21 protein-coding genes and 1 pseudogene are annotated in these 24,463 nt (G+C 70.6%); 20 read left to right on the top strand and 2 right to left on the bottom strand.

Features of this window, described 5'->3' with window-relative positions:
- The first annotated feature begins 70 nt into the window (after nt 1-70).
- From ET445_RS10820 to ET445_RS10865, 10 genes are all read left to right on the top strand, one after another.
- Entirely contained in the window at nt 71-1,039 is a 969-nt protein-coding gene (locus tag ET445_RS10820; protein ID WP_208008379.1) for an AAA family ATPase, read from the top strand.
- Nucleotides 1,036-2,343 carry a DUF58 domain-containing protein gene (locus ET445_RS10825; protein ID WP_129191254.1) on the top strand — a complete coding sequence of 436 codons (1,308 nt, stop codon included), beginning with the start codon at nt 1,036-1,038 and terminating at the stop codon, nt 2,341-2,343. Before ET445_RS10820 ends, ET445_RS10825 begins: the two co-directional genes overlap by 4 nt.
- Nucleotides 2,340-4,655, top strand: coding sequence for a transglutaminase-like domain-containing protein (locus ET445_RS10830; protein WP_129191256.1), 2,316 nt, complete (start codon nt 2,340-2,342; stop codon nt 4,653-4,655). Before ET445_RS10825 ends, ET445_RS10830 begins: the two co-directional genes overlap by 4 nt.
- Nucleotides 4,656-5,193: 538 nt before the next feature.
- Nucleotides 5,194-5,601, top strand: coding sequence for an FHA domain-containing protein (locus tag ET445_RS10835; protein WP_165314383.1), 408 nt, complete (start codon nt 5,194-5,196; stop codon nt 5,599-5,601).
- Between the two features lie 119 nt (nt 5,602-5,720).
- Entirely contained in the window at nt 5,721-7,163 is a 1,443-nt protein-coding gene (gene leuC, locus ET445_RS10840) for a 3-isopropylmalate dehydratase large subunit (protein ID WP_208008380.1), read from the top strand.
- Between the two features lies 1 nt (nt 7,164).
- Entirely contained in the window at nt 7,165-7,782 is a 618-nt protein-coding gene (leuD, locus tag ET445_RS10845) for a 3-isopropylmalate dehydratase small subunit (RefSeq protein WP_129191259.1), read from the top strand.
- Nucleotides 7,783-9,150: a UDP-N-acetylglucosamine 1-carboxyvinyltransferase gene (gene murA, locus ET445_RS10850; protein ID WP_129191261.1), complete on the top strand. Its 1,368-nt coding sequence runs from the start codon at nt 7,783-7,785 to the stop codon at nt 9,148-9,150.
- Nucleotides 9,151-9,173: 23 nt separating this feature from the next.
- The gene (locus ET445_RS10855; RefSeq protein ID WP_243695173.1) at nt 9,174-9,947 is read left to right on the top strand and encodes a lysophospholipid acyltransferase family protein; all 774 of its coding nucleotides are present in this window, start codon (nt 9,174-9,176) and stop codon (nt 9,945-9,947) included.
- Complete coding sequence (locus ET445_RS10860) at nt 9,937-11,085, top strand: NAD(P)H-dependent glycerol-3-phosphate dehydrogenase (protein WP_243695174.1); 1,149 nt, start codon at nt 9,937-9,939, stop codon at nt 11,083-11,085. The genes ET445_RS10855 and ET445_RS10860 overlap by 11 nt, the downstream gene beginning before the upstream one ends.
- Nucleotides 10,985-12,076 carry a D-alanine--D-alanine ligase family protein gene (locus ET445_RS10865; protein WP_129191265.1) on the top strand — a complete coding sequence of 364 codons (1,092 nt, stop codon included), beginning with the start codon at nt 10,985-10,987 and terminating at the stop codon, nt 12,074-12,076. Before ET445_RS10860 ends, ET445_RS10865 begins: the two co-directional genes overlap by 101 nt.
- A 57-nt stretch (nt 12,077-12,133) precedes the next feature.
- Here ET445_RS10865 and ET445_RS10870 read toward each other — a convergent pair whose 3' ends face one another.
- Entirely contained in the window at nt 12,134-12,679 is a 546-nt protein-coding gene (locus ET445_RS10870) for a DUF3515 domain-containing protein (protein WP_129191267.1), read from the bottom strand.
- 25 nt (nt 12,680-12,704) lie between these two features.
- On the opposite strand from ET445_RS10870, the pseudogene thiL reads away from it, so the two are divergent.
- Nucleotides 12,705-13,717 (top strand): annotated as a pseudogene (thiL, locus tag ET445_RS18660) (thiamine-phosphate kinase).
- Here thiL and ET445_RS10880 read toward each other — a convergent pair.
- Nucleotides 13,687-14,319: an RsmD family RNA methyltransferase gene (locus ET445_RS10880; RefSeq protein WP_129191269.1), complete on the bottom strand. Its 633-nt coding sequence runs from the start codon at nt 14,317-14,319 to the stop codon at nt 13,687-13,689. The pseudogene thiL and the gene ET445_RS10880 overlap by 31 nt on opposite strands.
- Before the next feature lie 57 nt (nt 14,320-14,376).
- On the opposite strand from ET445_RS10880, the gene ET445_RS10885 reads away from it, so the two are divergent.
- The 9 genes from ET445_RS10885 to rnc all read left to right on the top strand — a co-directional run bounded on the left by ET445_RS10885 (nt 14,377) and on the right by rnc (nt 24,445).
- Nucleotides 14,377-15,411: a tetratricopeptide repeat protein gene (locus tag ET445_RS10885; protein ID WP_208008381.1), complete on the top strand. Its 1,035-nt coding sequence runs from the start codon at nt 14,377-14,379 to the stop codon at nt 15,409-15,411.
- Nucleotides 15,412-15,436: 25 nt separating this feature from the next.
- Entirely contained in the window at nt 15,437-17,671 is a 2,235-nt protein-coding gene (locus ET445_RS10890) for an ATP-dependent DNA helicase RecG (protein WP_129191271.1), read from the top strand.
- Nucleotides 17,672-17,722: 51 nt separating this feature from the next.
- Nucleotides 17,723-18,214, top strand: a complete 492-nt coding sequence (coaD, locus tag ET445_RS10895; protein WP_129191273.1) for a pantetheine-phosphate adenylyltransferase — start codon at nt 17,723-17,725, stop codon at nt 18,212-18,214.
- A gap of 47 nt (nt 18,215-18,261) precedes the next feature.
- Nucleotides 18,262-19,230: an AAA family ATPase gene (locus ET445_RS10900; RefSeq protein ID WP_243695401.1), complete on the top strand. Its 969-nt coding sequence runs from the start codon at nt 18,262-18,264 to the stop codon at nt 19,228-19,230.
- Nucleotides 19,231-19,235: 5 nt separating this feature from the next.
- Nucleotides 19,236-20,570 (top strand): DUF58 domain-containing protein, encoded by a 1,335-nt coding sequence (locus ET445_RS10905; RefSeq protein ID WP_165314384.1) that lies wholly within the window; start codon nt 19,236-19,238, stop codon nt 20,568-20,570.
- Entirely contained in the window at nt 20,560-22,917 is a 2,358-nt protein-coding gene (locus ET445_RS10910) for a transglutaminase TgpA family protein (RefSeq protein WP_129191277.1), read from the top strand. The genes ET445_RS10905 and ET445_RS10910 overlap by 11 nt, the downstream gene beginning before the upstream one ends.
- Before the next feature lie 74 nt (nt 22,918-22,991).
- Nucleotides 22,992-23,492: a YceD family protein gene (locus ET445_RS10915; RefSeq protein ID WP_129192517.1), complete on the top strand. Its 501-nt coding sequence runs from the start codon at nt 22,992-22,994 to the stop codon at nt 23,490-23,492.
- A 9-nt stretch (nt 23,493-23,501) separates the two neighbouring features.
- The gene (gene rpmF, locus ET445_RS10920) at nt 23,502-23,705 is read left to right on the top strand and encodes a 50S ribosomal protein L32 (RefSeq protein WP_129191279.1); all 204 of its coding nucleotides are present in this window, start codon (nt 23,502-23,504) and stop codon (nt 23,703-23,705) included.
- 32 nt (nt 23,706-23,737) lie between these two features.
- Nucleotides 23,738-24,445 carry a ribonuclease III gene (rnc, locus tag ET445_RS10925; protein ID WP_129192518.1) on the top strand — a complete coding sequence of 236 codons (708 nt, stop codon included), beginning with the start codon at nt 23,738-23,740 and terminating at the stop codon, nt 24,443-24,445.
- The last annotated feature ends 18 nt before the right edge of the window (nt 24,446-24,463 follow it).

Below are 24,463 nucleotides of genomic sequence, written 5' to 3' on the forward strand. Positions count from 1 at the left end.
GATCGGGGTCTACGGGGTGCGAAATCGGTGTTGAGAACAGGCCTTCGGGCCGTGGGGATGGAGTTCGAACGTGGCAGTGACGCAAGAGCAGGCCGCCTGGTTCCAGGATGCATTCGGCAAGCTCGTCGACAACGTCGATCAGGCCATCCTCGGCAAGCGCGAGGTCATCTCGCTCGTGCTCACGGCGATGCTCTCGGGCGGTCACGTGCTCCTCGAAGACGTCCCCGGCACCGGCAAGACGGTGCTCGCCAAGGCGCTCGCCAACACGATCGACGGCACCCACTCGCGCATCCAGTTCACGCCCGACCTCCTGCCTTCCGACGTGACGGGCGTCACCATCTACGACCAGGGCAAGGGTCGCTTCGAGTTCCACCACGGCCCGATCTTCGCGTCGATCGTCCTCGCCGACGAGATCAACCGGGCGAGCCCCAAGACGCAGTCCGCGCTGCTCGAGGTCATGGAGGAGGGGCGAGTCACGGTCGACGGCGTCGGCTACGACGTCGAACCCCCGTTCATGGTGGTCGCCACGCAGAACCCCATCGAACAGGGCGGCACGTACTCGCTCCCCGAGGCGCAGCTCGACCGCTTCCTCATCAAGACGTCGCTCGGCTACCCCGACCACCAGACCGCGGTGACGGTGCTGCTCGACTCGGCGAACCGTTCGCGCGCCGCCGGCGTGTCGCCGATCATCGCCGCGAGCTCGATCACGACGATGGCGAACCTCGCTGCCGAGGTGTTCGTCGATCCCTCGGTCGTGTCGTACCTCAACGAACTCGTCACGGCGACCCGCGCGCACCAGTCGGCTGCGCTCGGCGTCAGCATGCGAGGTGCGCTCGCGCTCGCCCGCGCCGTGAAGACGTGGGCGATCGCCCACGGTCGCACGTATGTCACGCCCGACGACGTGCGCGAACTCGCGGTGCCCGTCCTCGCGCACCGCATCATCGTCGACCCCGAGGCCGAGTTCACCGGGACGACGGCTCGCGAGATCGTCGAAGCGGCGATCACGTCGGTCGCGCCTCCGGCGTACCGCGCGGCATGACGCGCGCGAAAGCGCGCGCCGAGGCATCCGAAGCAACGGTTTCGCAAGGGCGAATCGCGCTCGCGACGGTCGGGCGTTCGATCATGCGCACCCTCGGCGCGATCGGGCGCAGGGTCGCGACGGCCGGTCGTGCGGTCGGGAGGATCGCGTCCCCGGTCACGAGTGTGATTTCGACGATCGGATGGCTCGTGCTGGGTGCTGCGGTCGCGACCGCGCTGATCGCCGTCGCATTCGACTGGGTCGAGTTCGCATTCGTCGCTGCGACGCTCGTCGGTGCGGTGCTCATTGCGATTCCGTTCGTCTTCGGGCGCATGCGGTACAACGTCGCCGTCGAGCTCAAGCCGTCCCGCGTCGTCGCCGGGGAGCGTGCACTCGGCCGACTGGTGGTCGTGAACGACGGCTCCGCCGCAACCGTTCCGTCGCGGATGGAGCTTCCCGTCGGTGCGGGCGTCGCCGGCTTCCGCATTCCCGCGCTCGCGGGCGGCGCCGATCACGAAGAGCTCTTCGCCGTGCCGACGCAGCGACGCGCGGTCATCGTCGCAGGCCCCGCGATCTCGGTGCGCGGTGACGAACTCGGGCTGCTCCGCCGCACCGTGAAGTGGAGCGAGCCGGTCGAACTGTTCGTGCATCCGCGCACCGCCAGATTGAAGCCCTCCGCGGCGGGACTCGTCAAAGATCTCGAGGGCGAGACGACGCAGACGATCACCGACCATGACATCTCGTTCCACGCGCTTCGCGCCTATGTCCCCGGTGATCCGCTCCGCAACGTCCACTGGCGGAGTTCCGCCCGCACGGGTCAGCTGATGGTGCGCCAGTACGAAGAGACGCGCCGTTCCGAACTCGTGCTCGCGCAGTCGACAGTGGCCGCCCACTACGCCGATGACGACGAGTTCGAGCTCGCCGTCTCGATCTTCGCGTCGCTCGGAGTGCAGGTCGTCCGCGACGGCACGACGAGTTCGGCCGCCACCGAAGACCTCTCGCTCCGCACGTCGACGACGACCTCGTTCCTCGACGACACCTCGCGTATCGCGCCGCGAACCCAGACCACCGTGCTTCGGGAGTTCGTTCGCGAAGTACTGCGCCGCGCACAGTCGGCGAGCGTCGTGCTCCTCGTCGTCGGATCCGAACTTCCGCTCGCCGAGTTGCGGTCGATCGAGACGATCCTGCCTTCCGAAGCGCAGCTGCTCGCGTTCCGCGCCGACCGCGGCGCCGATGCCCGCATCTCCAAGGTCGGATCGACGCTCGTCGCGACGATCGGCGACCTCTCCGAACTCGCTGCCGTGGTGAAGAGGGTGCGACCGTGAACCGCATTACGGCAGCGAGCTGGGGCGACCTCGCCGTCCTGTCCGTCCTGAGCCTCGTGGCCGTCGCCGGGTACGAGACGAGCTTCGGCGACGCCGACTTCCTCTTGGCAGCGGTCGGCGGCCTGCTGGTCGGGACCGGTGCGGCGCTCGCCGGCACGCTGCTGCGGGTCGGGGTGCTCCCGACCGTGCTCCTGGCGATCGCCGCGTACTTCGTCTTCGGCACGCCCTTCACGATGCCCGCGCAAGGCCTCTTCGTCGTCGTGCCGACGCTCGATTCGCTGACCGGACTCGCGTTCGGCGCGGTCTACGGCTGGGCCGACATCCTCACCATCGGCACTCCCATCGAGGCGCCGTACTACATCGCCGCGGTTCCCTACGTGGCGACGTGGCTGGTCTCGCTCGTCTGCAGCCTGCTCGTGCTCCGCTGGCTGCCGCGGCGAGGATCGGTCCTGCGGGCGTCGGTACTCCTGCTCGGTCCGATCGTGCTCTACATCTCGGGCATCCTGCTCGGGACGGACGAGACGTTCCTGGCGGCGGTTCGAGGCATCGCCTTCGCAGTGATCGCGCTCGTCTGGCTTGCTCGGCGGCGTTCGAAGATCGTCGAGTCCGAACGAGGCTCGGACACCCGCTCGCTCGTCCGCAAGACGGGCGGGGTCGCGGTCGTCGTGGCGGGCGCGATCGTGGTGGGCGCCGCTGCCGGTCTGGCCTGGTCGCCTGCGGCAGGCGACCGATTCGTGCTGCGCGACCACGTCACGCCGCCGTTCGACGCTCGCGAGTTCCCGAGTCCGCTCGCAGGGTTCCGGCACTACACGAAGGATCTCGCCGAGGAGTCGCTCTTCACAGCGACCGGGCTCGAGCCCGGAGACGTCATCCGACTCGCCTCGATGGATTCGTACACAGGCCGGCTCTGGACCGTCGCGAGCCCTGAAGAGGCGGCAGACGGCGGATACGCGATCGTCGGAGAGACCCTCCCGCAGCCGCCGCTCGCCGACCTCGGATCCAGCAGGGACGTCGAGATCGACGTCATGTCGTACGACGATGTGTGGATGCCCATGGTCCGCTACGGCCAGACGCTGCGGCTCCTCGACAAGGGATCGAACGAGCGCGCCGGCGATCTGCGGTACAACCCCGACAACGGTACGGCTGTGCTCACGAGCGGCCTCTCGAAGGGCGCGAAGTACGAGTTCAGCGCCGAAGTCCAGAACGAGCCCGACACCGACGCGCTCCTCGACGTCCCGATCGCGAACCTCGCGATGCCGCCCGTCGACGACGTCCCCGACGTCGTCGCCGCGAAGGCCGAGGAGTACGCGGGCGATGCCGCGACCGCGATCGAGCAGATTCGCGGCATCGAGCAGGGGCTCAAGTCGAACGGCTTCCTGAGCCACGGGCTCGCATCCGACTCGGTCGCGTCTCGGGCCGGCCACGGCGCCGATCGCCTCATCGAGCTCTTCACGCGCTCGCAGATGGTCGGCGATGAAGAGCAGTACGCGGCTGCCATGGCGCTCATGGTGCGACAACTCGGCTACCCTTCGCGCGTCGTCATGGGCTTCGCACCTGAGATCCCCCAAGGTGCGGGCTCGGTCGAGGTGCTCGGCGCCGATGTGACGGCGTGGGTCGAGGTCCCGTTCGAGGGAGTCGGGTGGGTCTCGTTCAGGCCCACCCCCGACGAGGTCGACGTTCCGCAGGAGCAGACGCCGAAGCCGAAGAGCGAACCGCAGCCGCAGGTGCGACAGCCTCCGCGGAGCGATTCGGTCGACGACGAGCTGCTGTCGACCGTCGAGATCGACGACACCGAAGAAGACGACCCCGATCGTCCCTTCCAGATCCCGGTCTGGGTGTGGTTCGCCGCCGGCTCCGTGCTGATTCCGTTGCTCATCGTCTTCGTGCCGATGATCATCGTCGCGATCGCGAAGGCGCGCCGTCGGAATCGCAGACGCCTCGACCGGCCCGACCGGAGTTCGGCCGGTGCGTGGGACGAACTCGTCGATCGATACGCCGAGCTCGGGTTCGAGCCGCCCGCGCTCGGATCGCGTCTGCAAGTCGCGGCCGCACTCGAGCGTCAGAGCGCAGAGCAGGGTCTCGCGGACTCTGCTCGGTCGCTCACGCCGCTCGCGATCGCGGTCGATCGCGATGTGTTCGCGGGTGAAGACGTCTCGGGCGTCGTCGATCACCGATGGACAGAGGCCGACGCGACGGCTGCAGCGGTCTCGGCTGCGGCCGGCGGATTCAGGCGATTCGTCGCGAAGTACCGGATCTCCAAGCGCGGTCGTTCGGTGAAGCGCGCGAGCCGCGGCGGTCGCTCGAGTAGGTAGGGTGGGCGTCGTGGACGGGTCTGGTTTCATCGTGCCGCCTCCCGGGCTGGTGCCCGAGGAGAGCGTGCCTGCGACCACGCGCCGGCCGCGGCCGGTCGAGCGTTCGCTTCCGACGTTCGCACCTCCGGCTTTCGCCGGCCCGGGGGCGGGGCCGTCGACGCCTGTTGCGGCGCAGCCCGCCGCCACGCCGGCTCCCGAGCCGACGGACGCACCGACGCCCGCGTTCTCGCCCGAACCGGCGCCTGCGCCTGCGTTCGCGCCGATGCCGCAGCCTGCGTTCGCACGACCCGACGCTCCGGTCGGGTCAGAGCCCGAGCCCGAGCCCGCGCCTGAACCCGCCGCGTCAGCACGGCCCGCCTCGGTCTGGGCGCAGCCCGCGGGTGAAACCATCGTCTTCGAATCGGTGTCGTCGCTTGCCGCGCTCGCCGCACCGCCGCTGCCGGAGCCGGCATTCGCGCCCGCACCGGTACCTGCGCCGGCGCAGGCAGCTCCGTCGGTACCGTCCGCCGCGCCCGTTCCGACGGCAGGCATGCCCCCCGTGGCATCCGAAGCCCCGCGTTCCGAACCCGTCGCCCCCGCGACGGGGCCGACCTCGATCGCGATCTGGAGCCTCCGCAGCGACCGCCTCGACATCCAGCTCGAAGGGCGAACCGTGCTCGGCCGAGCGCCGGTCGTCGAACCGACGTTCGCTCCGGCCGTCGCGATCCGAGTCGACGATCCGGAGCGCACGGTGTCGAAGACGCACGCGATCATCGAGCCGGCAGTCGGCGTCTGTCGTGTGACCGACCTGCGGTCGACGAACGGGGTGCGCATCGAGCGTGCCGACGGTTCGTCGACCGATCTGGCGTCCGGGGCGTCCGAGGATCTCGCCGACGGCGACGTGGTCGCGCTGGGGGAGTACCGGTTCACCGTGGTCGGGCCCGCCCGATCGAACGTGTACCCTTGACCCATGCGCGCGCCGCGACTTCTCCTTCGGTGCCGCGGCGGGGCCTCGTCCTAGGCCTTCCCCGCCGCGGAGTTTCGTCGACGGCCATTCCAGGACACGACACCGAGGAAGATCCACGCATGACCGACATCCAGACGCCTTCGCGTCCGCGCACCCTGGCCGAGAAGGTCTGGGACGCGCATCTCGTCTCCAAGGGCGAATACGGCACTCCCGACCTCATCTACATCGACCTGCATCTCGTCCACGAGGTCACGAGCCCGCAGGCGTTCGACGGACTCCGCATGGCGGGTCGTCCGGTTCGCCGTCCCGATCTGACGATCGCGACCGAAGACCACAACACGCCGACGATCGACATCGACAAGCCGATCGCCGACCTCACGAGCCGCACCCAGATCGAGACCCTCCGCAAGAACGCGAAGGAGTTCGGCATCCGCCTGCACTCGCTCGGCGACAAGGAGCAGGGCATCGTCCACGTCGTCGGCCCGCAGCTCGGGCTCACGATGCCGGGCATCACCGTCGTGTGCGGCGACTCGCACACCTCGACCCACGGCGCGTTCGGCGCGATGGCGTTCGGCATCGGCACGAGCGAGGTCGAGCATGTGCTCGCGACGCAGACCCTGCCGCTGAAGCCGTTCAAGACGATGGCGATCAACGTCGAGGGCACGCTGCGCCCGGGGGTCACGGCGAAAGACATCATCCTCGCGGTCATCGCGAAGATCGGCACCGGCGGCGGCCAGGGCTACGTGCTCGAGTACCGCGGCAGCGCGATCCGGGCGCTCACGATGGACGGTCGCATGACGATCTGCAACATGTCGATCGAAGCGGGCGCCCGTGCGGGCATGGTCGCCCCCGACGAGACGACGTTCGAGTACGTCAAGGGGCGCGACCACGCGCCGGCGGGCGACGATTGGGACGCCGCCGTCGAGTACTGGCGCACGCTGCAGACCGACGAGGGCGCGACGTTCGACGCCGAGGTGTTCATCGACGCGGACGCGCTCGAGCCGTTCGTCACGTGGGGCACCAACCCGGGTCAAGGCGTGTCGCTGAGCGACGCCGTGCCCGACCCCGAGTCGATCGACGACCAGCACGAGCGGGCCGCCGCCGAGCGCGCGCTCGAGTACATGGACCTCGAGCCGGGTACGCCGCTGAAAGACATCAAGGTCGACGCGGTCTTCATGGGTTCGTGCACCAACAGCCGCATCGAAGACCTGCGGGCGTTCGCGTCGATCGTGAAGGGCCAGAAGAAGGCCGACGGCGTTCGGGTCATGGTCGTGCCGGGTTCGGCGCGCGTGCGTCTCGAGGCGGAGGCCGAGGGCCTCGACAAGGTGTTCACCGAGTTCGGCGCCGAGTGGCGCTTCGCGGGGTGCTCGATGTGCCTCGGCATGAACCCCGACCAGCTCGCCCCTGGCGAGCGGTGCGCGTCGACCTCGAACCGCAACTTCGAGGGACGTCAGGGCAAGGGCGGGCGCACGCACCTCGTGTCGCCGCTCGTCGCCGCGGCGACCGCGATCCGCGGCACGCTGTCGAGTCCGTGGGACCTGGAGCAGGAAGGGGCTCGCTGACATGGAGAAGATCACGACCGTCACGGGCATCGCGGCGCCGCTGCGCCGTTCGAACGTCGACACCGACCAGATCATCCCGGCCGTGTTCCTGAAGCGCGTCACGAAGACGGGCTTCGACGACGCACTCTTCCACGGCTGGCGCCAGGACCCCGAGTTCGTCCTCAACCACCCGCACTACCAGGGTGCGCAGATCCTTATCGCAGGCCCCGACTTCGGCACCGGTTCGAGCCGCGAGCACGCCGTGTGGGCGCTCCGCGACTTCGGCTTCAAAGTGGTCGTGTCGTCGCGCTTCGGCGACATCTTCCGCGGGAATTCGGGCAAGCAGGGCCTCCTCGCGGCGCAGGTCGCGTACGAGGACATCGAGCGCCTGTGGGCGGTCGTCGAGGCCGACCCGGGAATACCGGTGACGGTCGATCTGGTTGAGCGTACCGTCAGCGCCGGGTCGCTGAGCGTGCCGTTCGAGATCGACGACTACACTCGGTGGCGGTTGCTGGAGGGGCTCGACGACATCGGGCTGACCCTTCGAGACGAAGGCGCCATCTCGGAGTTCGAAGCGAATCGAGAGGCGTGGCGGCCCAAGACCCTCCCCACCAGGGAGTCGGCAGAAGCAGGGAGCTAAGTGAATACCCTCGTGGATGACGCGAAGCAGCACGGAACGGCAGTCGGACTGTCGGTCGACCGGATCACGATCAACGGAGGCAAGCCCCTCCAGGGTCGGATCGAGCTGAAGGGCGCGAAGAACCTCGTCACCAAGGCGATGGTCGCCGCGATCCTCGGCGACTCGCCGAGCGTGTTGAAGGATGTCCCGAACATCAGCGATGTCCGGATCGTCCGCGGCCTCCTCGAGGTGCACGGCGTGCGCGTGACGGAAGGCGCGGAGGGCGAGCTCGTGCTCGACCCGTCGGGCGTGGCGTCGGCGCACATGGCCGACATCGACGCGCACGCGGGCTCGAGCCGCATCCCGATCCTGTTCTGCGGTCCGCTGCTGCACCGTCTCGGGGAGGCGTTCATCCCCGACCTGGGCGGGTGCCGGATCGGCGACCGTCCGATCGACTACCACCTCGAAGTGCTCCGCAACTTCGGTGCGATCGTCGAGAAGCTTCCGAGCGGCATCCGGATGTCGGCACCGCTGGGCCTCAAGGGCGCCAAGGTGTCGCTTCCGTACCCGAGCGTCGGCGCGACCGAGCAGGTGCTTCTCACGGCAGTGCTCGCCGAAGGCATCACCGAACTCTCGGGGGCTGCGATCGAGCCCGAGATCATGGATCTCATCAACATCCTGCAGAAGATGGGCGCGATCATCACGGTCGACACCGACCGGGTCATCCGCATCGAGGGGGTCGAGCGTCTCGAGGGGTACACGCACCGCGCGCTCTTCGATCGCAACGAGGCGGCGAGCTGGGCTGCGGCCGCGCTCGCGACCGAGGGCGACATCTTCGTCGGCGGCGCACGCCAGGCCGAGATGCTGACCTTCCTCAACGTCTTCCGCAAGGTGGGCGGTGCGTTCGAGATCGAAGAGGACGGCATCCGCTTCTTCCACCCGGGCGGCGAGCTGCGCCCGGTGATCATCGAGACCGACGTGCACCCGGGCTTCATGACCGACTGGCAGCAGCCGCTCGTCGTCGCGCTCACGAAGGCGAAGGGCGTGTCGATCGTGCACGAGACCGTCTACGAGCAGCGCTTCGGCTTCGTCGACGCGCTCGTCGAGATGGGCGCCACGATCGACGTGCACAAGGAGTGCCTCACGGGCAAGCACTGCCGCTTCGGCCAGCACAACTTCAACCACTCGGCCGTGATCTCGGGGCCGACGCAGCTGCACGGTGCCGACATCGAGGTGCCCGACCTGCGCGGCGGCTTCAGCCACCTCATCGCGGCGCTGAGCGCCGACGGCCGCTCGACGGTCTCGAATGTGGGCATCATCGCGCGCGGGTACGAGAACTTCATCACGAAGCTCGAACTGCTCGGCGCGGACTTCGAGCTCGCCGGCTGATGGGCGCCGACGATAATGGGGGAGTGCCACTCGACGACTCCCCCTCGAAGCCGCGCGTGAAGATCAGTCCCGAGAAGCGGCGACCTTCGATTTTCTGGTTCCTGGCCGGCGTGGTCGTGCCGCTGTGGAACGTCATCGCGAAGTACCGGTTCCGCGGCGCGCATCTTCCGCAGACAGGTGCGTTCGTGCTCGCGCCCAACCACTACAGCGAGATCGACCCGATCGCGATGGGCGTCGCGGTGTGGAAGCTCGGCCGGTTGCCGCGGTTCCTCGCGAAGGCGTCGTTGTTCAAGCTGCCCGTCGTGGGCTGGCTCCTCCACAAGTCGGGCCAGATCCCCGTCGAGCGCGCGGGCAGCAAGAGCCATCATGCGCTCCGCGCGGCCGAGGAGATGGTGGAAAAGGGGCGCATGGTCGTCGTGTACCCCGAGGGCTCGCTCACTCGCGACCCCGATCTGTGGCCCATGCGAGGCAAGACGGGCGCCGTCCGCATCGCGCTCGAGCGGGACATCCCGCTCATTCCCGCCGCCCACTGGGGCACGCAGGCCGTGATGCCGAGGTACGGCAAGAAGATCAGCGTGTTCCCGCGCAAGACGATCGACGTCATGATCGGCGAGCCGGTCGACCTCTCGAAGTATCGCGGCAAGCCGCTCGAACCGGCGCTCCTCGCAGAGGCGACGAACGACGTCATGGGCGCCATCGCCGAACTCGTCGGTCATCTCCGCGGCGAGACGCCTCCCGCCGAGCGCTGGGATCCGACCCGGCACGGCCAGACCGAGACGGGGCGTCTTGAGGACTAGGACCCACGCGAAGGCTCCCCGCAAGGCGGCGGGACGCCGGGTCGCCGTGCTCGGCGCCGGGAGTTGGGGCACGACGTTCGCGAAGATCCTCGCCGACGGCGGCGCCGACGTCGTGCTGTGGGCGCGCCGTCCCGAACTCGCACGCGAGATCCAGGAGGCGAAGCGCAACAGCGATTACCTCCCCGGCGTGAACCTCCCGCTTTCGCTCCGCGCGACGAGCCGCCTCGACCTCGCGCTTGCGGGCGCTGAGCAGGTGTACGTGTCGGTGCCGAGCCAGTCGCTCCGCGACAACCTCAAGATCATGGCCCCGCACCTGCACGCGCAGGCATCCGTCGTCTCGCTCATGAAGGGCGTCGAGAAGTCGACGGGCCTCCGCATGAGCGAGGTCGTCGCCGACGTCCTGCACATCGACGAGTCGCAGATCGCCGTGATCTCGGGGCCGAACCTCGCCCTCGAGATCGCGAAGGAGCAGCCGACGGCGGCGGTCGTGTCGTCGACGAGCCTCGAGACGGCGCAGGCCGTGGCATCCGTCTCCCGCAACCGCTACTTCCACTCGTTCGTCAATACCGACGTGATCGGCACCGAGTTCGGCGGCGTGCTGAAGAACCTCATCGCGGTCGCGATCGGCATCGTCGACGGGGCGGGCTACGGCGAGAACACGAAGGCGTCGATCATCACACGCGGACTCGTCGAGATGACCGACTTCGCGGTCGCTCACGGCGCGCACCCCGAGACGCTGTCGGGGCTCGCGGGCCTCGGCGACCTCATCGCGACGAGTCAGTCGCCGCTGTCGCGCAACAACACGGCGGGCCGCCTCCTCGGGCAGGGATATCGCCTCAACGACGTCGTCAACCAGATGCAGCAGACCACCGAGGGCCTCGCATCGGTCGGACCCGTCCTCGAACTCGCTCGCGCCAAGGGCGTCGCGATGCCCATCGTCGAGCAGGTGCGCCAGGTGCTGGCCGGCACGCTCGACCCGCGGGACATCGCCCCGCACCTCACGACCGATGACGAGCCGCAGGGCGAAAGGAGTTCAGATGGCCAAGCTCAGAGTGGCACTGCTGTTCGGAGGGCGCTCCAGCGAGCATTCGATCAGCTGCGCCACGGCGGGCGGAGTCCTGAGCGCGATCGACCGTGACCGGTTCGAGGTGATCCCCGTCGGGATCACCCGCGACGGCGCTTTTGTGCTGGAGCAGAACGACCCCGCGCGCTTCGGCCTCGACCCCGACCGGCTTCCCGAGGTCGTCGACAACGGCACGCGCGTGCGTTGGCCCGAGTCGACGGCGTCGCGTGAACTCAGTGTGACGGATGCCTCAGGCGAGCGCTCGCTCGGAGACGTCGACGTCGTCTTCCCGATCCTGCACGGCCGGTTCGGCGAGGACGGCACGATCCAGGGCCTCTTCGAGCTCGTGGGTCTGCCGTACGTCGGCAACGGCGTGCTGGCGTCGGCGATCGCGATGGACAAGCACGTCGCGAAGACGGTGCTCGAGGGCGCCGGGCTCGCGGTCGCGCCGTGGGTGACGCTCACGCGCGCGGCGTGGGACGACGACCGCGACCTGTGGGAGCGCCGCGTGCACTCGCTCGGCCTTCCGGCATTCGTGAAGCCCGCCCGCGCGGGATCGTCGGTCGGCGTCACGAAGGTCTCCGATTGGGCCGAGCTTCCGGCCGCGCTCGACGTCGCGTTCGCCGAGGACCGCACGGTGCTCGTCGAAGAGGCGATCGTCGGTCGCGAGATCGAGGTCGCCGTGCTCGAAGGACGTGACGGCACCGGGCCGCGCGTGAGCGTCGCGGGCGAGATCGTCGTGACCGGCCGCGAGTTCTACGACTTCGAGGCGAAGTACCTCGACGCCGACGGCGTCGAGCTCGTCTGCCCCGCCGAACTCGGCGACGGCGAGCTCTTCGAACTGCAGCGCGTCGCGCGTCGCGCGTTCGAGGCGATCGGCGGCGAGGGGCTCGCCCGCGTCGACGTGTTCCTGACGGGCGAGGGCTACGTCGTCAACGAGGTCAACACGCTGCCGGGCTTCACGCCCATCTCGATGTTCCCGACGTGCTGGCTCAACTCGGGCCTCAGCTACCCCGAGCTCATCACCGAGCTCGTCGAGGTCGGGCACGCGCGCGGAGCGCGGTAGGCGCCTCGGGAGCGAACGCGGGCGCGTGCGAGCCTTCGGGCGCACGTCGCCCGCGCGTCAGCCTGCGGTGCCGTCGAGGTCGAGCTCGTCGGCGCCGACGCACCCGTCGCCCGGCGGGATCGCCGAGACGGCCGATGCGAGGTCGGTGATCGCGGTCGTGCCCGACACGGCGTCGCCGTCGACGACGACCTCGACGGCGGGCGTGCGCCCGTAGGTCGTGAAGCGGTACCGGGGTGCGTCGGTCTCGTCGATGACCCAGTCGACGCCGTCGACGGTCACGCAGCGGTCGGTGGTGGGGCCGGGCGGGGTGACGCCGCAGCGGAGGAGGACGACGGCGGGGGAGCCCCACGCGCCCGTGCCTTGCGCGTTCGTTTCGCGCTTGGCGAGGTCGGCGACGGCGTCGGGAAGGCGCACGACGACGTCGGCGCAGGCGGTGTCGGATGCCTCGGGGGCGGCGTCGAACGGGACGGTCTGGCTGCATCCGGCGAGAAGGGGGATCGTGAGCGCGGCGAGCCCGGCGGCAGCGAGGCGGAGGGAGCGGCGTGCGGCGGGGGACGCAGCCGGGCGGGCGCCCCGATGCGCGGAATCGAATGGGTGAGGCATCCGTCTCAGGCTACCGTGGTGAGCCATGGAGCCTTCTCAGACGATCGGCGACCTCGGCGAGGCCGCGGTGCTCAGGCGCGTGCTTCCGCGGCACGCGCCGGGTGACGCGGCGCTCCTCGGCGCGGGGGATGACGCGGCCGTCGTCGCGGCGGCCGACGGACGCTTCGTCGTGACGACCGACCTCATGGTGCACGGCCCCGACTTCCGGCTCGCATGGTCGACGCCGTTCGAGCTCGGGTGGAAGGCCGCGGCGACGAACCTCACCGACGTCGCCGCGATGGGCGCGCGGCCGACGGCCCTCGTCGTGGCGCTCGCAGCGCCGCCGTCGACGGGCATCGAGGTGCTCGAAGGATTCGCCGACGGCATGCGGGCGGCGCTCGAACGGCTCGCCCCGGGGGCCGGCGTGGTCGGCGGCGACCTGTCGGCGTCGTCCGTGCTGACGATCGCCGTGACCGCGTTCGGCGACCTCGAGGGTCGTGCCCCGTGCTGCGGTCGGGTGCGCGGGTCGGCGACGAGATCTGGCACGCGGGCGCTCGAGGGGATGCCGCGCGCGGGCTCGCGCTGCTGTTCGACGAAGCGACGGATGCCTCGGGGGAGCCCGATTCCGCTTTGGCGGCACGCGTGCGGGCGGAGCATCCGGCCCTCGTCGCGGCGCAGCTCGCGCCCTCACCGCCGGTGTGGGCGGGGGTCGCGGCTGCGATCGCGGGCGCGACGTCGATGCTGGACGTCTCGGACGGTCTCGCGCGCGACGCCGCGCGCATCGCCGCTGCGTCGGGAGTCGACCTCGACTTCGATTCGGCTTCGCTCGGGGCGACGGCCGCCGACGTGCGCATCGCGCTCGCGGGCGGCGAGGACCACGGGTTGCTCGCGACGTTCCCACCGGGCGTGCGACCGCCCGCGCCGTTCGAACGCGTCGGTCGGGTCGTCGCGAGGGTCGGGAACGCTGACGGGGGCGACGGCATCGTGCGGCTCGACGGGCGGCCCGTCGGCGCTGGCGGCTGGGATCCCTACTCGGGCTGGGACGGCCGGGCGGGCTGAGCGTCGGCGCTCGCCCACCACAGCACCGTCTCGCCGTAGTCGCGCCGACGCTCGGGTGCGATGCCGTCGGGCCACACGGGCTCGGGCGTGCGCGAACCGCGCTCGACGACGACGACCGCATCGGGGGAGAGGAGCGGCGCGAGGAGCGCGAGATCGCGTGCGAGCGCGGACTCGTCGAGGTCGTACGGCGGGTCGAGGAAGACGAGGTCGAACGGCCCGACGGCGTGTTCGAGGTAGGCGGCGACCGACTGCGCGGCGACCTTCACTCGGGGCGGGCGGTGGGCTCCCGCGGCGGTGTGCGAGGCGCCGCGTGCTCCTCCGCGGGCGGCGCGGCCGAGGGCGTCGGCGTTCTTCCGGCAGATGTCGGCCGCCGCCTTCGCCTTTTCGACGAGGACGACGTCGGCGGCGCCGCGGCTCGCGGCCTCGAGGCCGAGCGCGCCCGACCCCGCGTAGAGGTCGAGGACGGCTGCACCCTCGATCGCGTCGCGCGCCTCGAGCGCCGAGAAGATCGCCTCGCGTACGCGATCGCTCGTCGGCCGGGTGCCCGAGCGGGGCACCTGCAGGGCGAGCGATCCGGCGAAGCCGGCGATGATCCGGGTCATGATCCAGGCAGCATATCCCGGGCGCGCAGTGTCACCGGCCGCTGCCATGATGGACACGTGGATGACTCGACCGACCAGGTGCCCGCCGAACCGTCCCGACACGAAGTGGGAGAAGAACAGCTCGCGATCGATCGGCTGTGGGACTTCGCCGATCCCGCCGCGAGCGAGGAGCGCTTCCGCGAAGCGGCCGACGACGATGCGCATTCCGCCCATCTGCGGGCCGCGATGGCGACCCAGCTCGCGCGAGCGATCGGCATCCAGGCGCGCTTCGACGAAGCGTTCGCGGTGCTCGACGCGATCGAGGCCGAGGCGGCGCCGCGCGGAGGCGCGCACGCGGGCACGGTCGACGACGACGCGGATGCTCCGGATGAGTCGGGCGAGCCCGATGCCGAGCTCGCCGAAGTGCGTGCGCGCGTCGCGCTCGAACGAGGGCGACTGCTCGCCGTTTCCGGACGCGCCGACGAAGCACTCCCCGAACTCACGCGCGCGGTGCGCGAGTCGGTGGCGGCCGGGAGCCGGTTCCTCGCCCTCGACGCCCTCCACATGCTCGCCCTCGACGACGAAGGCCACGAGGCCGAGTGGGCTGACCAGGGCTTCGCGCTCCTCGCACGTTCCCGTGACCCGCGCGTGCTGAGGTGGGGAGTGGCCCTCCACCACAACCTCGGCTGGACGCACCACGAAGCGGGCGACGCCGAGCACGCCCTCGCCGAGTTCGAGCTCGCGGCCGAGACGGCCGACCGCTACGGCACCGCCGAGCAACGGTTCGTCGCGCGCTGGTCGATCGGGCGGGCGCTCCGCACGCTCGGTCGCGTGGACGACGCGCTCGCCGTGCAGCGCGCGCTCGCGGCCGTGCGGCCCGACGACCGGTACGTCGCCGACGAGATCGCCCTGCTCGAAGCGGCGCTCGCGGACGCGTCGACGAGCGACGCCGAAGCGGCCGAAGCGGCGGATGTCGCGGGCGCGCGGGCCGCGGGCGACGAACCGGTCGAGGCCGAGGCATCCGACGCCGCAGCGGGCGACGCATCCAGGCCCGACGAGATCGCCGCCGACGAGACATCCGGCCCCGCCGAAGGCGACGTGCCCCGCGACTGACGGAGGCCGACCCTACGATCGAGGCATGACCGACCCCGTCGCGGGCGCACCCGGCGCCTACACGCTCGACACCAAGCTGCAGACCGCCCTCGGCGGGCGCACGGCGCAGGCGATCGAGCGCGCGTTCGGGTACGTCACGGTCGGCGACCTCCTCGCGCACTACCCCCGCAGGTATGCGCTGCGGGGCGAGTTGACCGCGCTCGACTCGCTGCCGCTCGGCGAGAACGTCACGATCGTCGCCGAGGTGCTCGAGGTGCGCGTGCGCGATATGCGGCAGCGGCGGGGCTCGATCCTCGAGGCGAAGATCTCCGACGGCACGGGCGTCTTGACGCTCACGTTCTTCAATCAGAGGTGGCGCGAGAACGACCTGCGGGTCGGGCGGCGCGGCATCTTCGCGGGCAAGGTCGGCGACTACCGCGGCAACCGGCAACTCGCGCATCCCGACTACGAGCTGTTCGAAGAAGGAGCGGCGCTCGGCGCGGTCGACGGCGTCGACGCGGCGGCTGTCAAGTGGGCGACGGCGCCGATCCCGATCTATCCGGCGACGTCGACGCTCGCGAGCTGGCAGTTGCAGAAGTCGATCGCGCTGCTGCTCGACGGACTCGCGCCGCTCGACGACCCCGTGCCCGCCGAGGTCCGCGCGGAGCGCGGGATGCTGTCGTACGGGCAGGCCCTCGAGCGCGTGCACCGGCCCGAAGAAGACCACGACTGGAAGGATGCGCGGCGCGCCCTGCGGTTCATCGAGGCGTTCGTGCTGCAGACGGCGCTCCTCCAGCGGCGGGCCGAGTTGCGCACGCGCACGGCGGCGTCGCGCACGCCGAAGGCCGGGGGGTTCCTCGACCGGTTCGAGGCGTCGCTGCCGTTCGAGCTCACGGGCGATCAGCGGCTCGTGGGCGAGGAGATCGCGCACGACCTCGCGCAGCCGACGCCCATGAACCGGCTCGTGCAGGGCGAGGTCGGGTCGGGCAAGACCCTCGTCGCGCTCCGCGCGATGCTCGCGGTCGCCGACTCGGGCGGCCAGTCGGCGCTCCTCGCGCCCACCGAGGTGCTCGCCGCCCAGCACGTCCGCTCGATCGCGAAGATGCTCGGCCCCGACCTCTCGGCGGCGCTCGTGCCGACCCTCATCACGGGCCAGTTGCCCGCCGCCGACCGGCGCAAGGCGCTCCTCCGCGCCGCCGCCGGGCAGTCGCGCATCGTCGTCGGCACGCACGCGCTCATGGGCGATCAGGTGTCGTTCGCCGACCTCGGGCTCGTCGTCGTGGACGAGCAGCACCGGTTCGGCGTCGAGCAGCGCGAAGCGCTGAGGCTCAAAGGAGCCGCGCCGCCGCACGTGCTCGTCCTCACGGCGACGCCGATCCCGCGCACGGTCGCGATGACGGTGTTCGGTGATCTCGACATCTCGACGATCCAAGAGCTGCCGGCCGGTCGCGCCGGCATCACCTCGCAGGTCGTGCCGCTCGCGATCCGCCCCGACTGGCGGCCCCGCGTGTGGGAGCGGCTCGCCGAGGAGATCGCGCTCGGGCGGCAGGGATTCGTCGTATGCCCCGCGATCGACCAGAAGGCGGTCGAAGAGGGCGAAGAGCAGGGGCCGGATGCCTCGGGGTCGCCCGGCGAGGCATCCGCCGCGCCTGCGGGTCCGGCCGCCCCCGTGTCGTCGGTCGCCTCGGTCCTCGCCGAACTGCGCGCGCACCCGAAATTCGCCGATCTCCGCGTCGAACCGCTCCACGGTCGCATGTCGGCCGATGAGAAGGACGCCGTCATGCGGGCGTTCGCAGCGGGCGACATCGACGTGCTCGTCTCGACGACCGTCATCGAGGTCGGCGTCGACGTGCCGAACGCGAGCGTCATGATCGTCGCCGACGCCGACCGCTTCGGCGTCTCGCAGCTCCACCAGTTGCGCGGCCGCATCGGGCGCGGCGGCGTGCCCGGGCTGTGCCTGCTCGTCACGTCGGCAGTGCCGGGTTCGGTCGCGCTCCAACGCGTCGAAGCCGTCGCGGCGACCCTCGACGGATTCGAACTCGCGCGCGTCGACCTCGAACTGCGGCAGGAGGGCGACGTGCTCGGCCGCAGCCAGTCGGGCGGCCGGTCGCAGCTGAAGCTCCTCCGAGTCGTGCGCGACGGCGACCTCATCTCCGAGGCGCGCGAGCATGCCGGAACGTTGCTCGACGCCGATCCGATGCTCGCCGCGCACCCTGCGCTGGCGGCGGCGGTGCGGCGTCGGCTCGACGAGGAGACGAGCGGGTTCCTGAGCAAGGGCTGAGAGTCCACAGACCCCGTTCCGCCGGGGCATCCAGACACTACGCTGTACGTCATGCAGCGGATCGCCGTCGTCCCCGGCTCGTTCGACCCCGTCACGAAGGGGCATCTCGACGTCATCGCGCGCGCCGCGGGGCTCTACGACGAACTCCACGTCGTGGTGGTCCACAATCCCGACAAGCAGGCGCTTCTCCCGATCGCGCAGCGCGTCGCGCTCATCGAGCAGGCCGTGCGCGACGCCGGCGTGCAGGGGCGCATCGTCGTCGCGTCGTGGAGCATGGGGCTCCTCGTCGACTACTGCACCGACGTCGGGGCGAGCGTGCTCGTGAAGGGCATCCGCTCGCAGGTCGACGTCGCCTACGAGACGCCCATGGCGATCGTGAACCGGCACCTCGCGAACGTCGAGACCGTCTTCCTCCTGCCCGACCCCGAGAACGCGCTCGTGTCGAGTTCGCTCGTGCGGCAGGTGTCGGCGCTCGGCGGCGACGTCACGCCGTACGTGCCGCCGGCCGTGGCCGAGTACCTCGCGGGGGTGAGGACCGCGTGAGCGAAGTCGTCTCGGCACCCCTCCTCGGCGACGCGCCCGTCCTCTCGATCGACGAAGTGGGTGCGCGCGCCGCGCGCATCGTGCAGAACGTCGAGGCCGTCATCAGCGGCAAGCGCGAGGCGATCACGGCCGCGCTCACGGTCGTGCTCGCAGAGGGCCACCTCCTCATCGAGGACGTGCCGGGCGTCGGCAAGACGATGCTCGCGAAAGCGCTCGCGCGCTCGGTCGACTCGTCGGTGAGCCGCATCCAGTTCACGCCCGACCTCCTGCCGAGCGACGTCACGGGAGTCTCGGTCTTCGATCAGACGACCCGCTCGTTCGAGTTCAAGCCGGGGCCCGTGTTCGCGAACATCGTCATCGGCGACGAGATCAACCGGGCGAGCCCGAAGACGCAGTCCGCCCTCCTCGAGTGCATGGAGGAGCGCCAGGTCACGGCCGATGGTCGAACGTATCGGCTGGAGCATCCGTTCACCGTCGTCGCGACGCAGAATCCCGTCGAGATGGAGGGCACCTATCCGCTGCCCGAGGCGCAGCGCGACCGCTTCATGGCGCGCATCTCGATGGGCTACCCGGCCGCGGGCGACGAACTCGCGATGCTCTCGATGCGCGAGACGTCCAGCCCGCTCGACGCGATCGGCACGGTCGTGACGCTCGACGAGCTCCGCGAGATGATCCGCTCCGTGCACCACGTCTTCACGTCGCAGCCGGTCAAAGAGTATGCGGTCGATCTCGCCCGCGCGACGCGCGCCGACCGGCAGTTGCGGCTCGGGGCGAGCCCGCGCGCGACGCTGCAGCTCCTCCGTGCGGCCAAGGCGCACGCGGCCATGCACGGTCGCGACTTCGTGCTCCCCGACGACATCGACGCGCTCGCCGTGCCGGTGCTCGGCCACCGCCTCGTGCCGACGAGCCGCGCCATCGGCGGGCACGACCGCGAATCGGGCCCGCTCGTCGACGCCGTCGTGCGGCGGATCGTCGCCGAGACCCCGGTTCCCGTGGGCAGCGCACGGCGGGAATGACGAGGATGTCCCGCGCCACGCGGCGCCGAGCCGCACTCCCGAGATTCACCCGGCGCGGCGCCGCGCTCCTCATCTGCGGAGTGCTGCTGTTCTCGATCACTCCGTGGTTCGACTTGCGCGACCTCATGCTGCTCGCCTTCATCGGCATCCTGCTGCCCGTCGTGGCCCTCGGATACGTGTTCGTCCGAACGCCGAGCCTCGCCGTGCGGCGCACGTTCGAACCGGCCGTCGTCGGCGCGGGCGGTTCGGCGCGCGTGCTCCTCGCGGTGCAGAACCGCGGCCGTCGTGCGCTCGATTCGGCGGACTGGCGCGACACCGCGCCGAATCGGCTCCAGACCCCGCCCGAGGCGATCCTTCCGGCGCTCGGTCCGTGGGAGCGGCTCATGCCGCGCGGCGACGACACCGCGAAGCTCGAGTACCGCTTGCGGGTCCCCTATCGCGGCGTGTTCGAGATCGGCCCGCTCAAGGTCACGACGACCGACCCGTTCGGGCTCGCGAGCATCGTCCGCGAGGTCGGCACGGCGCACGAACTCGTCGTCACGCCCACCGTGACCGCGCTCGATCCCGCGCTCGGCACCGCGGCCGCGGTCGACGGGGTGCTGCACGGCGTGCAGCGGCGCACGCACCCGAACGCCGACGAGTTCATCGCGCGCGAGTACCGGCACGGCGATCCCATGCGACGCGTGCACTGGCCGGCGACGGCGCGCCGGGGCGAGCTGATGGTGCGTGACGAGGAGCAGCGCGGCGACCCCGAGGCCCGCCTCGTCGTCGACACGACCCTCTCGGGGCGTGCGGGTCGCGGCGCGGTCAGGTCGGAAGAAGACCCGCGGCACGCGGGGTTCGAGCTCGCGATGGAGATCGCCGCCTCGGTCGGCACCCACCTGCTCGAACGCGGGTTCCAGGTGCGCGTCGACCGGCTCGCCGATCCCGTGCACCAGCCGCTCTCCGAGGCGTCGCCCGACGGGTACCGTTCGCCCGGCGGCGAGCACGCGCTGCTCGAAGACCTCGCCCGCGTCGAGAACCCGCTCCTCGACGCGCGGCACGGGGCATCCGACGACGACCCCGCCGCCATCCCGGTCTCGCACGACGCGCGGATGCCGGGTTACGCGGTGCTCGTCGATCCCGACGCGGCGCAGGTGCAACTGCTCGTGGCGCTCCGCCCGGCGCTGTCGCCCGCGGTGGCGTTCGTCGTCCCGGGCGTCTCGTCGCGCGTCGTCGAGGCCCTTGAGGACGCCGACTGGCGCATCGTGCCGGTGCGCCGAGCGGCCGACCTCCCTGAAGCCTGGTCGATCGCGGGCCGCACGCGGCAGAGCGCAGGCGGAGGCAGCGATGCATCCTGAGCCGCAGCTCTCGACCCCGCAGCGCGCGCTGCTCGCGGGCGCGACGTTCCTCCTCGTCGTCATCGCGACCGGTGCGCTCGCCCCGATCGTGTCGGGCGGCGGCTGGTGGCTGCTGTGCGCATTCATCGCCGCGGGCGTGATCGGGGCAGGGCTCGCGCTCCGCGCGACGCGGCTTCCGCGATCGCTCGTCCCGGTGCTTCAGATCGTCGTGCTCTTCATGCTCCTGACGCTCGTCTTCGGCGAGGGCACGGGCATCCTCCTCGTCATCCCGACGGGCGACACGTTCGGGCAGTTCGCCCAACTCATGGAGGGCGCCGCTCGCACGATCCAGCAGCAGTCGGTGCCGGCGATCCCCGTGCCGCCACTGCAGTTCGCGCTCGCGATCGGCGTGGGCGCGATCTCGCTCGTCGCCGACTTCTTCGTGCAGGTCGTCCGGCATCCGGCGTTCGCGGCCGTTCCGGCGTTCGTGCCGATCGTCATGCCGGGGTTCTTCCTCGAAGACGGGGCCGAGATCCCCGTGCTCGTGCTCACGGCGGCGGCGTTCCTCCTGCTGCTTCGACTCGACGTGCGTGCGCGCAGATCGTCCGAGCTCGCATCGACCGCCCGCACCGTGCCGGTGCGCGACGATGCCGACGACGTCGTGCGGGTCTCCGGCCCGAAGCGGGTCCCGGTCGTGTCGACGATCGGGGCGAGTTTCGGCGTCGGAGCGATCGGCATCGTCATCGCGGGCGTCCTGACGGCGTCGATGCCGACACTCGAGACGAGTCAACTGCTCGGCAACCAGGGCGCAGGCACACTGTTCTCGCGAGGGGTCAGCCCGTTCGTCGATCTCGGCCGCGACCTGCGGCGACCCGAAGCCGTCGAAGCGTTCCGGTACTCCGCCCGTGACGGCGACCGCCCGTACTTCACGCTCCTCACGCTCGATCGCTTCGAGGGTGAGGTCTGGTCGGCGACGGATCGTCCGCTCGACGGCGACAACACGGTCGATCGGATGCCTCGCCCGATCGGTCTCGATCGGGAGGTCGAGACCAAGGAGCATCCCATCGACGTCTCGATCGGCGATCTTCGGACGACCTGGCTGCCGGTGCCGTACCCCGCCGCCTCGATCGAGCGACTCCGCGGGTCGTGGTTCTGGGAGCAGGAGTCGCTCACGGTGCGCAGCGCCGACACGACGACCGACGGCCAGCGGTACCGGGTGAACCGGCTCGTGGCGTCGCCGACGGCCGATCAGCTCCGCGCGGCCGGGCGCGTGCCCGCCGGGTCCGAGGCCTTCGACCCGTATCTCGCGCTTCCCGATGAGCGCCCGCAGATCATCCGCGACACTGCGGCGACGGTCGCCGGGTCGGCTGCGACGCCCTACGACGCCGCGGTCGCGATCCAGAGCTACCTGCGGGGATCCGACTTCCACTATTCGGTGGATGCCCCCGTCGAGGAGGGCTACGACGGCGGCGGATTCGGCGTCATCGCGGCGTTCCTCGAGAAGGGCGAGGGGTACTGCGTGCACTTCGCGTCGACGATGGCGGTGCTCGCCCGAGAGCTGGGGATCCCGTCACGCATCTCGATCGGGTACACGGCAGGCTCGCCGACCGACGAACGCATCGACAACGTCCTCGTCGTCTCGGTCGACAGCCACGACCTCCACGCGTGGCCCGAACTCTACTTCGAGGGCGTCGGGTGGGTGCCGTTCGAACCGACGCCCGGGCGCGGCGTCGTGCCCGAGTACTCACGTCCGCAGAGCGACTCCTCGCCCGTCGTGCCGCTTCCGACCGCGTCGACGCCCGCGCAGACCGGTCGGCCCGAGCTCGACCCCGAGCGCGGGTTGAACCTCGGGGCAGGTGCGACGGCGGAGGCTCCGACGCAGACGTGGTTCCGCGCGGGCGGGCTCGTCGTCCTCGCCCTGGGGATCGTGCTGGGTCCCGCGATGCTCCGAGCAGGGCAGGGGTGGATCCGCCGTCGGCGCACTCGCACCGGGCCCGGGCGGGCCGAGGCGGCGTGGGACGAAGTCCGGGCGACTGCGCGAGATCTCGGCGTCGGCGGGTACGACGCCGAGACGCCCCGCGCATTCGCGGCGCGCATCGCCGCCAGGCCCGCCTTCGAGGGCGATGCCGGGGCCGCGCTCGCGGAGCTCCGCAACGCTGTCGAACGAGAGCGGTTCGGACCGCCGGGCGAGCCACCGTCGGGTTCGGTGCGACTCGAACCCCACGAACTCGTCGACGCCGTCGCCGAGGTGCGCTCCGCGCTCGCGTCCGATTCGTCGCGCGCGGCGCGCACGCGGGCCGCGCTCCTGCCGGCATCGCTCTTCGGCGCGGCCCGCTTGCCTGCCGGACGGCGCGCGTCGGGCGCGTAGAATTCAGGATCGTGGCCGCCACGAAGCATCCGTTCAACCTGTCCATCCGCGACCTCGTCAACCGACCCGGCGAGATGCGCGAGCACCGACTCCAGGTCGCCGCTCCCGAGCAGTTGGGCGAGGGTCTCGTGGCCGTCCGCGAGGGTTCGGAGCTCGACGTCGACGTCCGTATCGAGTCGGTGCACGAGGGCGTTCTCGTCACCGCCGACGTCTTCGCGACGGCCGAGGGGGAGTGCGGAAGGTGCCTCATCGACATCGCTCTGCCTGTCGAAGTCGAGTTCCAGGAGCTTTTCGCGTATCATTCTGGGGAGCCTTTCGAGTTTGAGGTTCAAGACGACCACGTGGATCTTGAACCGCTCATCCGAGATGCGGTAGTGCTGGCACTGCCCTTCCAGCCGGTGTGCCGGCCTGATTGCCCGGGTCTCGACCCAGAGACCGGGCTGCGTCTGGCCGATCATCCGGAACTCGTCACTCCCGAGCACAGCGACCCCAGATGGGCCGCGCTCACGGAGTTCCAGGCTTCCGAAGACGAGGGTGCGGATGAGGCATCCGACACCGACCTGCAGAAAGATTGAGAGAGAACCATGGCTGTTCCCAAGCGGAAGCAATCCCGTGCCAACACCCGCGCGCGTCGTTCGCAGTGGAAGGCCGACGCCCCCACGCTCGTGAAGACCGTCGAGAACGGGAAGACGACCTACAGCCTTCCCCACCGCGCCAAGGTGGTCGAGGACTCGGCGGGCACCCCGCTCTTCCTCGAGTACAAGGGCCGCAAGGTCGCCGACATCTGAGTCGGCCCGAGGCTTCTGAACGACCGGTCGTGATGCGAAAGGCGAACGAAGAGGCCGGGGAACGCGAGTTCGACGAACTGCAGCGGACGCTGCAGATCGATCTCGACCCCGACCTCTTGCGCCTTGCGCTCACGCACCGGTCGTTCGCGTATGAGAACGGCGGCATTCCGACCAACGAGCGTCTCGAGTTCCTCGGTGACTCCATCCTCGGTCAAGCCGTCACGGTCAAGCTGTTCCGCGACCACCCCGAACTCGACGAGGGCGAACTCGCGAAGCGTCGGGCGAGTCTCGTGTCGTCGGTTGCGCTCGCCGAGGTGGCGCGTGCGATCGGGCTCGGTCCGTTCATCCGGCTCGGCCGCGGCGAGACGCTCACGGGCGGCGCCGAGAAGCCGTCGATCCTCGCCGACACGGTCGAAGCGATCATCGGCGCGGTCTATCTCGACCTCGGCGGCGACGTTGCGACGGCGCTCGTGCTGCGCCTCGTCGGCCCCCTCATGCAGGACCCGCGCCGCTTCGGCGCGTCGATGGACCCGAAGACCAGCCTCCAAGAGATCGCCGCACGGCTCGGCTCGCCCGCCCCGACGTACGCGATCGAAGAGAGCGGCCCCGACCACAACAAGCATTTCGTCGCCACCGTGACGGTCGGCGATCTCGCCGTCGCGACCGGTGAGGGCTCGAGTAAGAAGCAGGCCGAGATGGCCGCCGCGCTCGAAGCCTGGACGACGCTCGACGCGCGCTGACGCGTCGTCCGAGCGAGA

It is taken from the genome of Agromyces protaetiae, assembly GCF_004135405.1.
In the GTDB taxonomy this organism is placed as follows: Bacteria; Actinomycetota; Actinomycetes; order Actinomycetales; family Microbacteriaceae; genus Agromyces; species Agromyces protaetiae.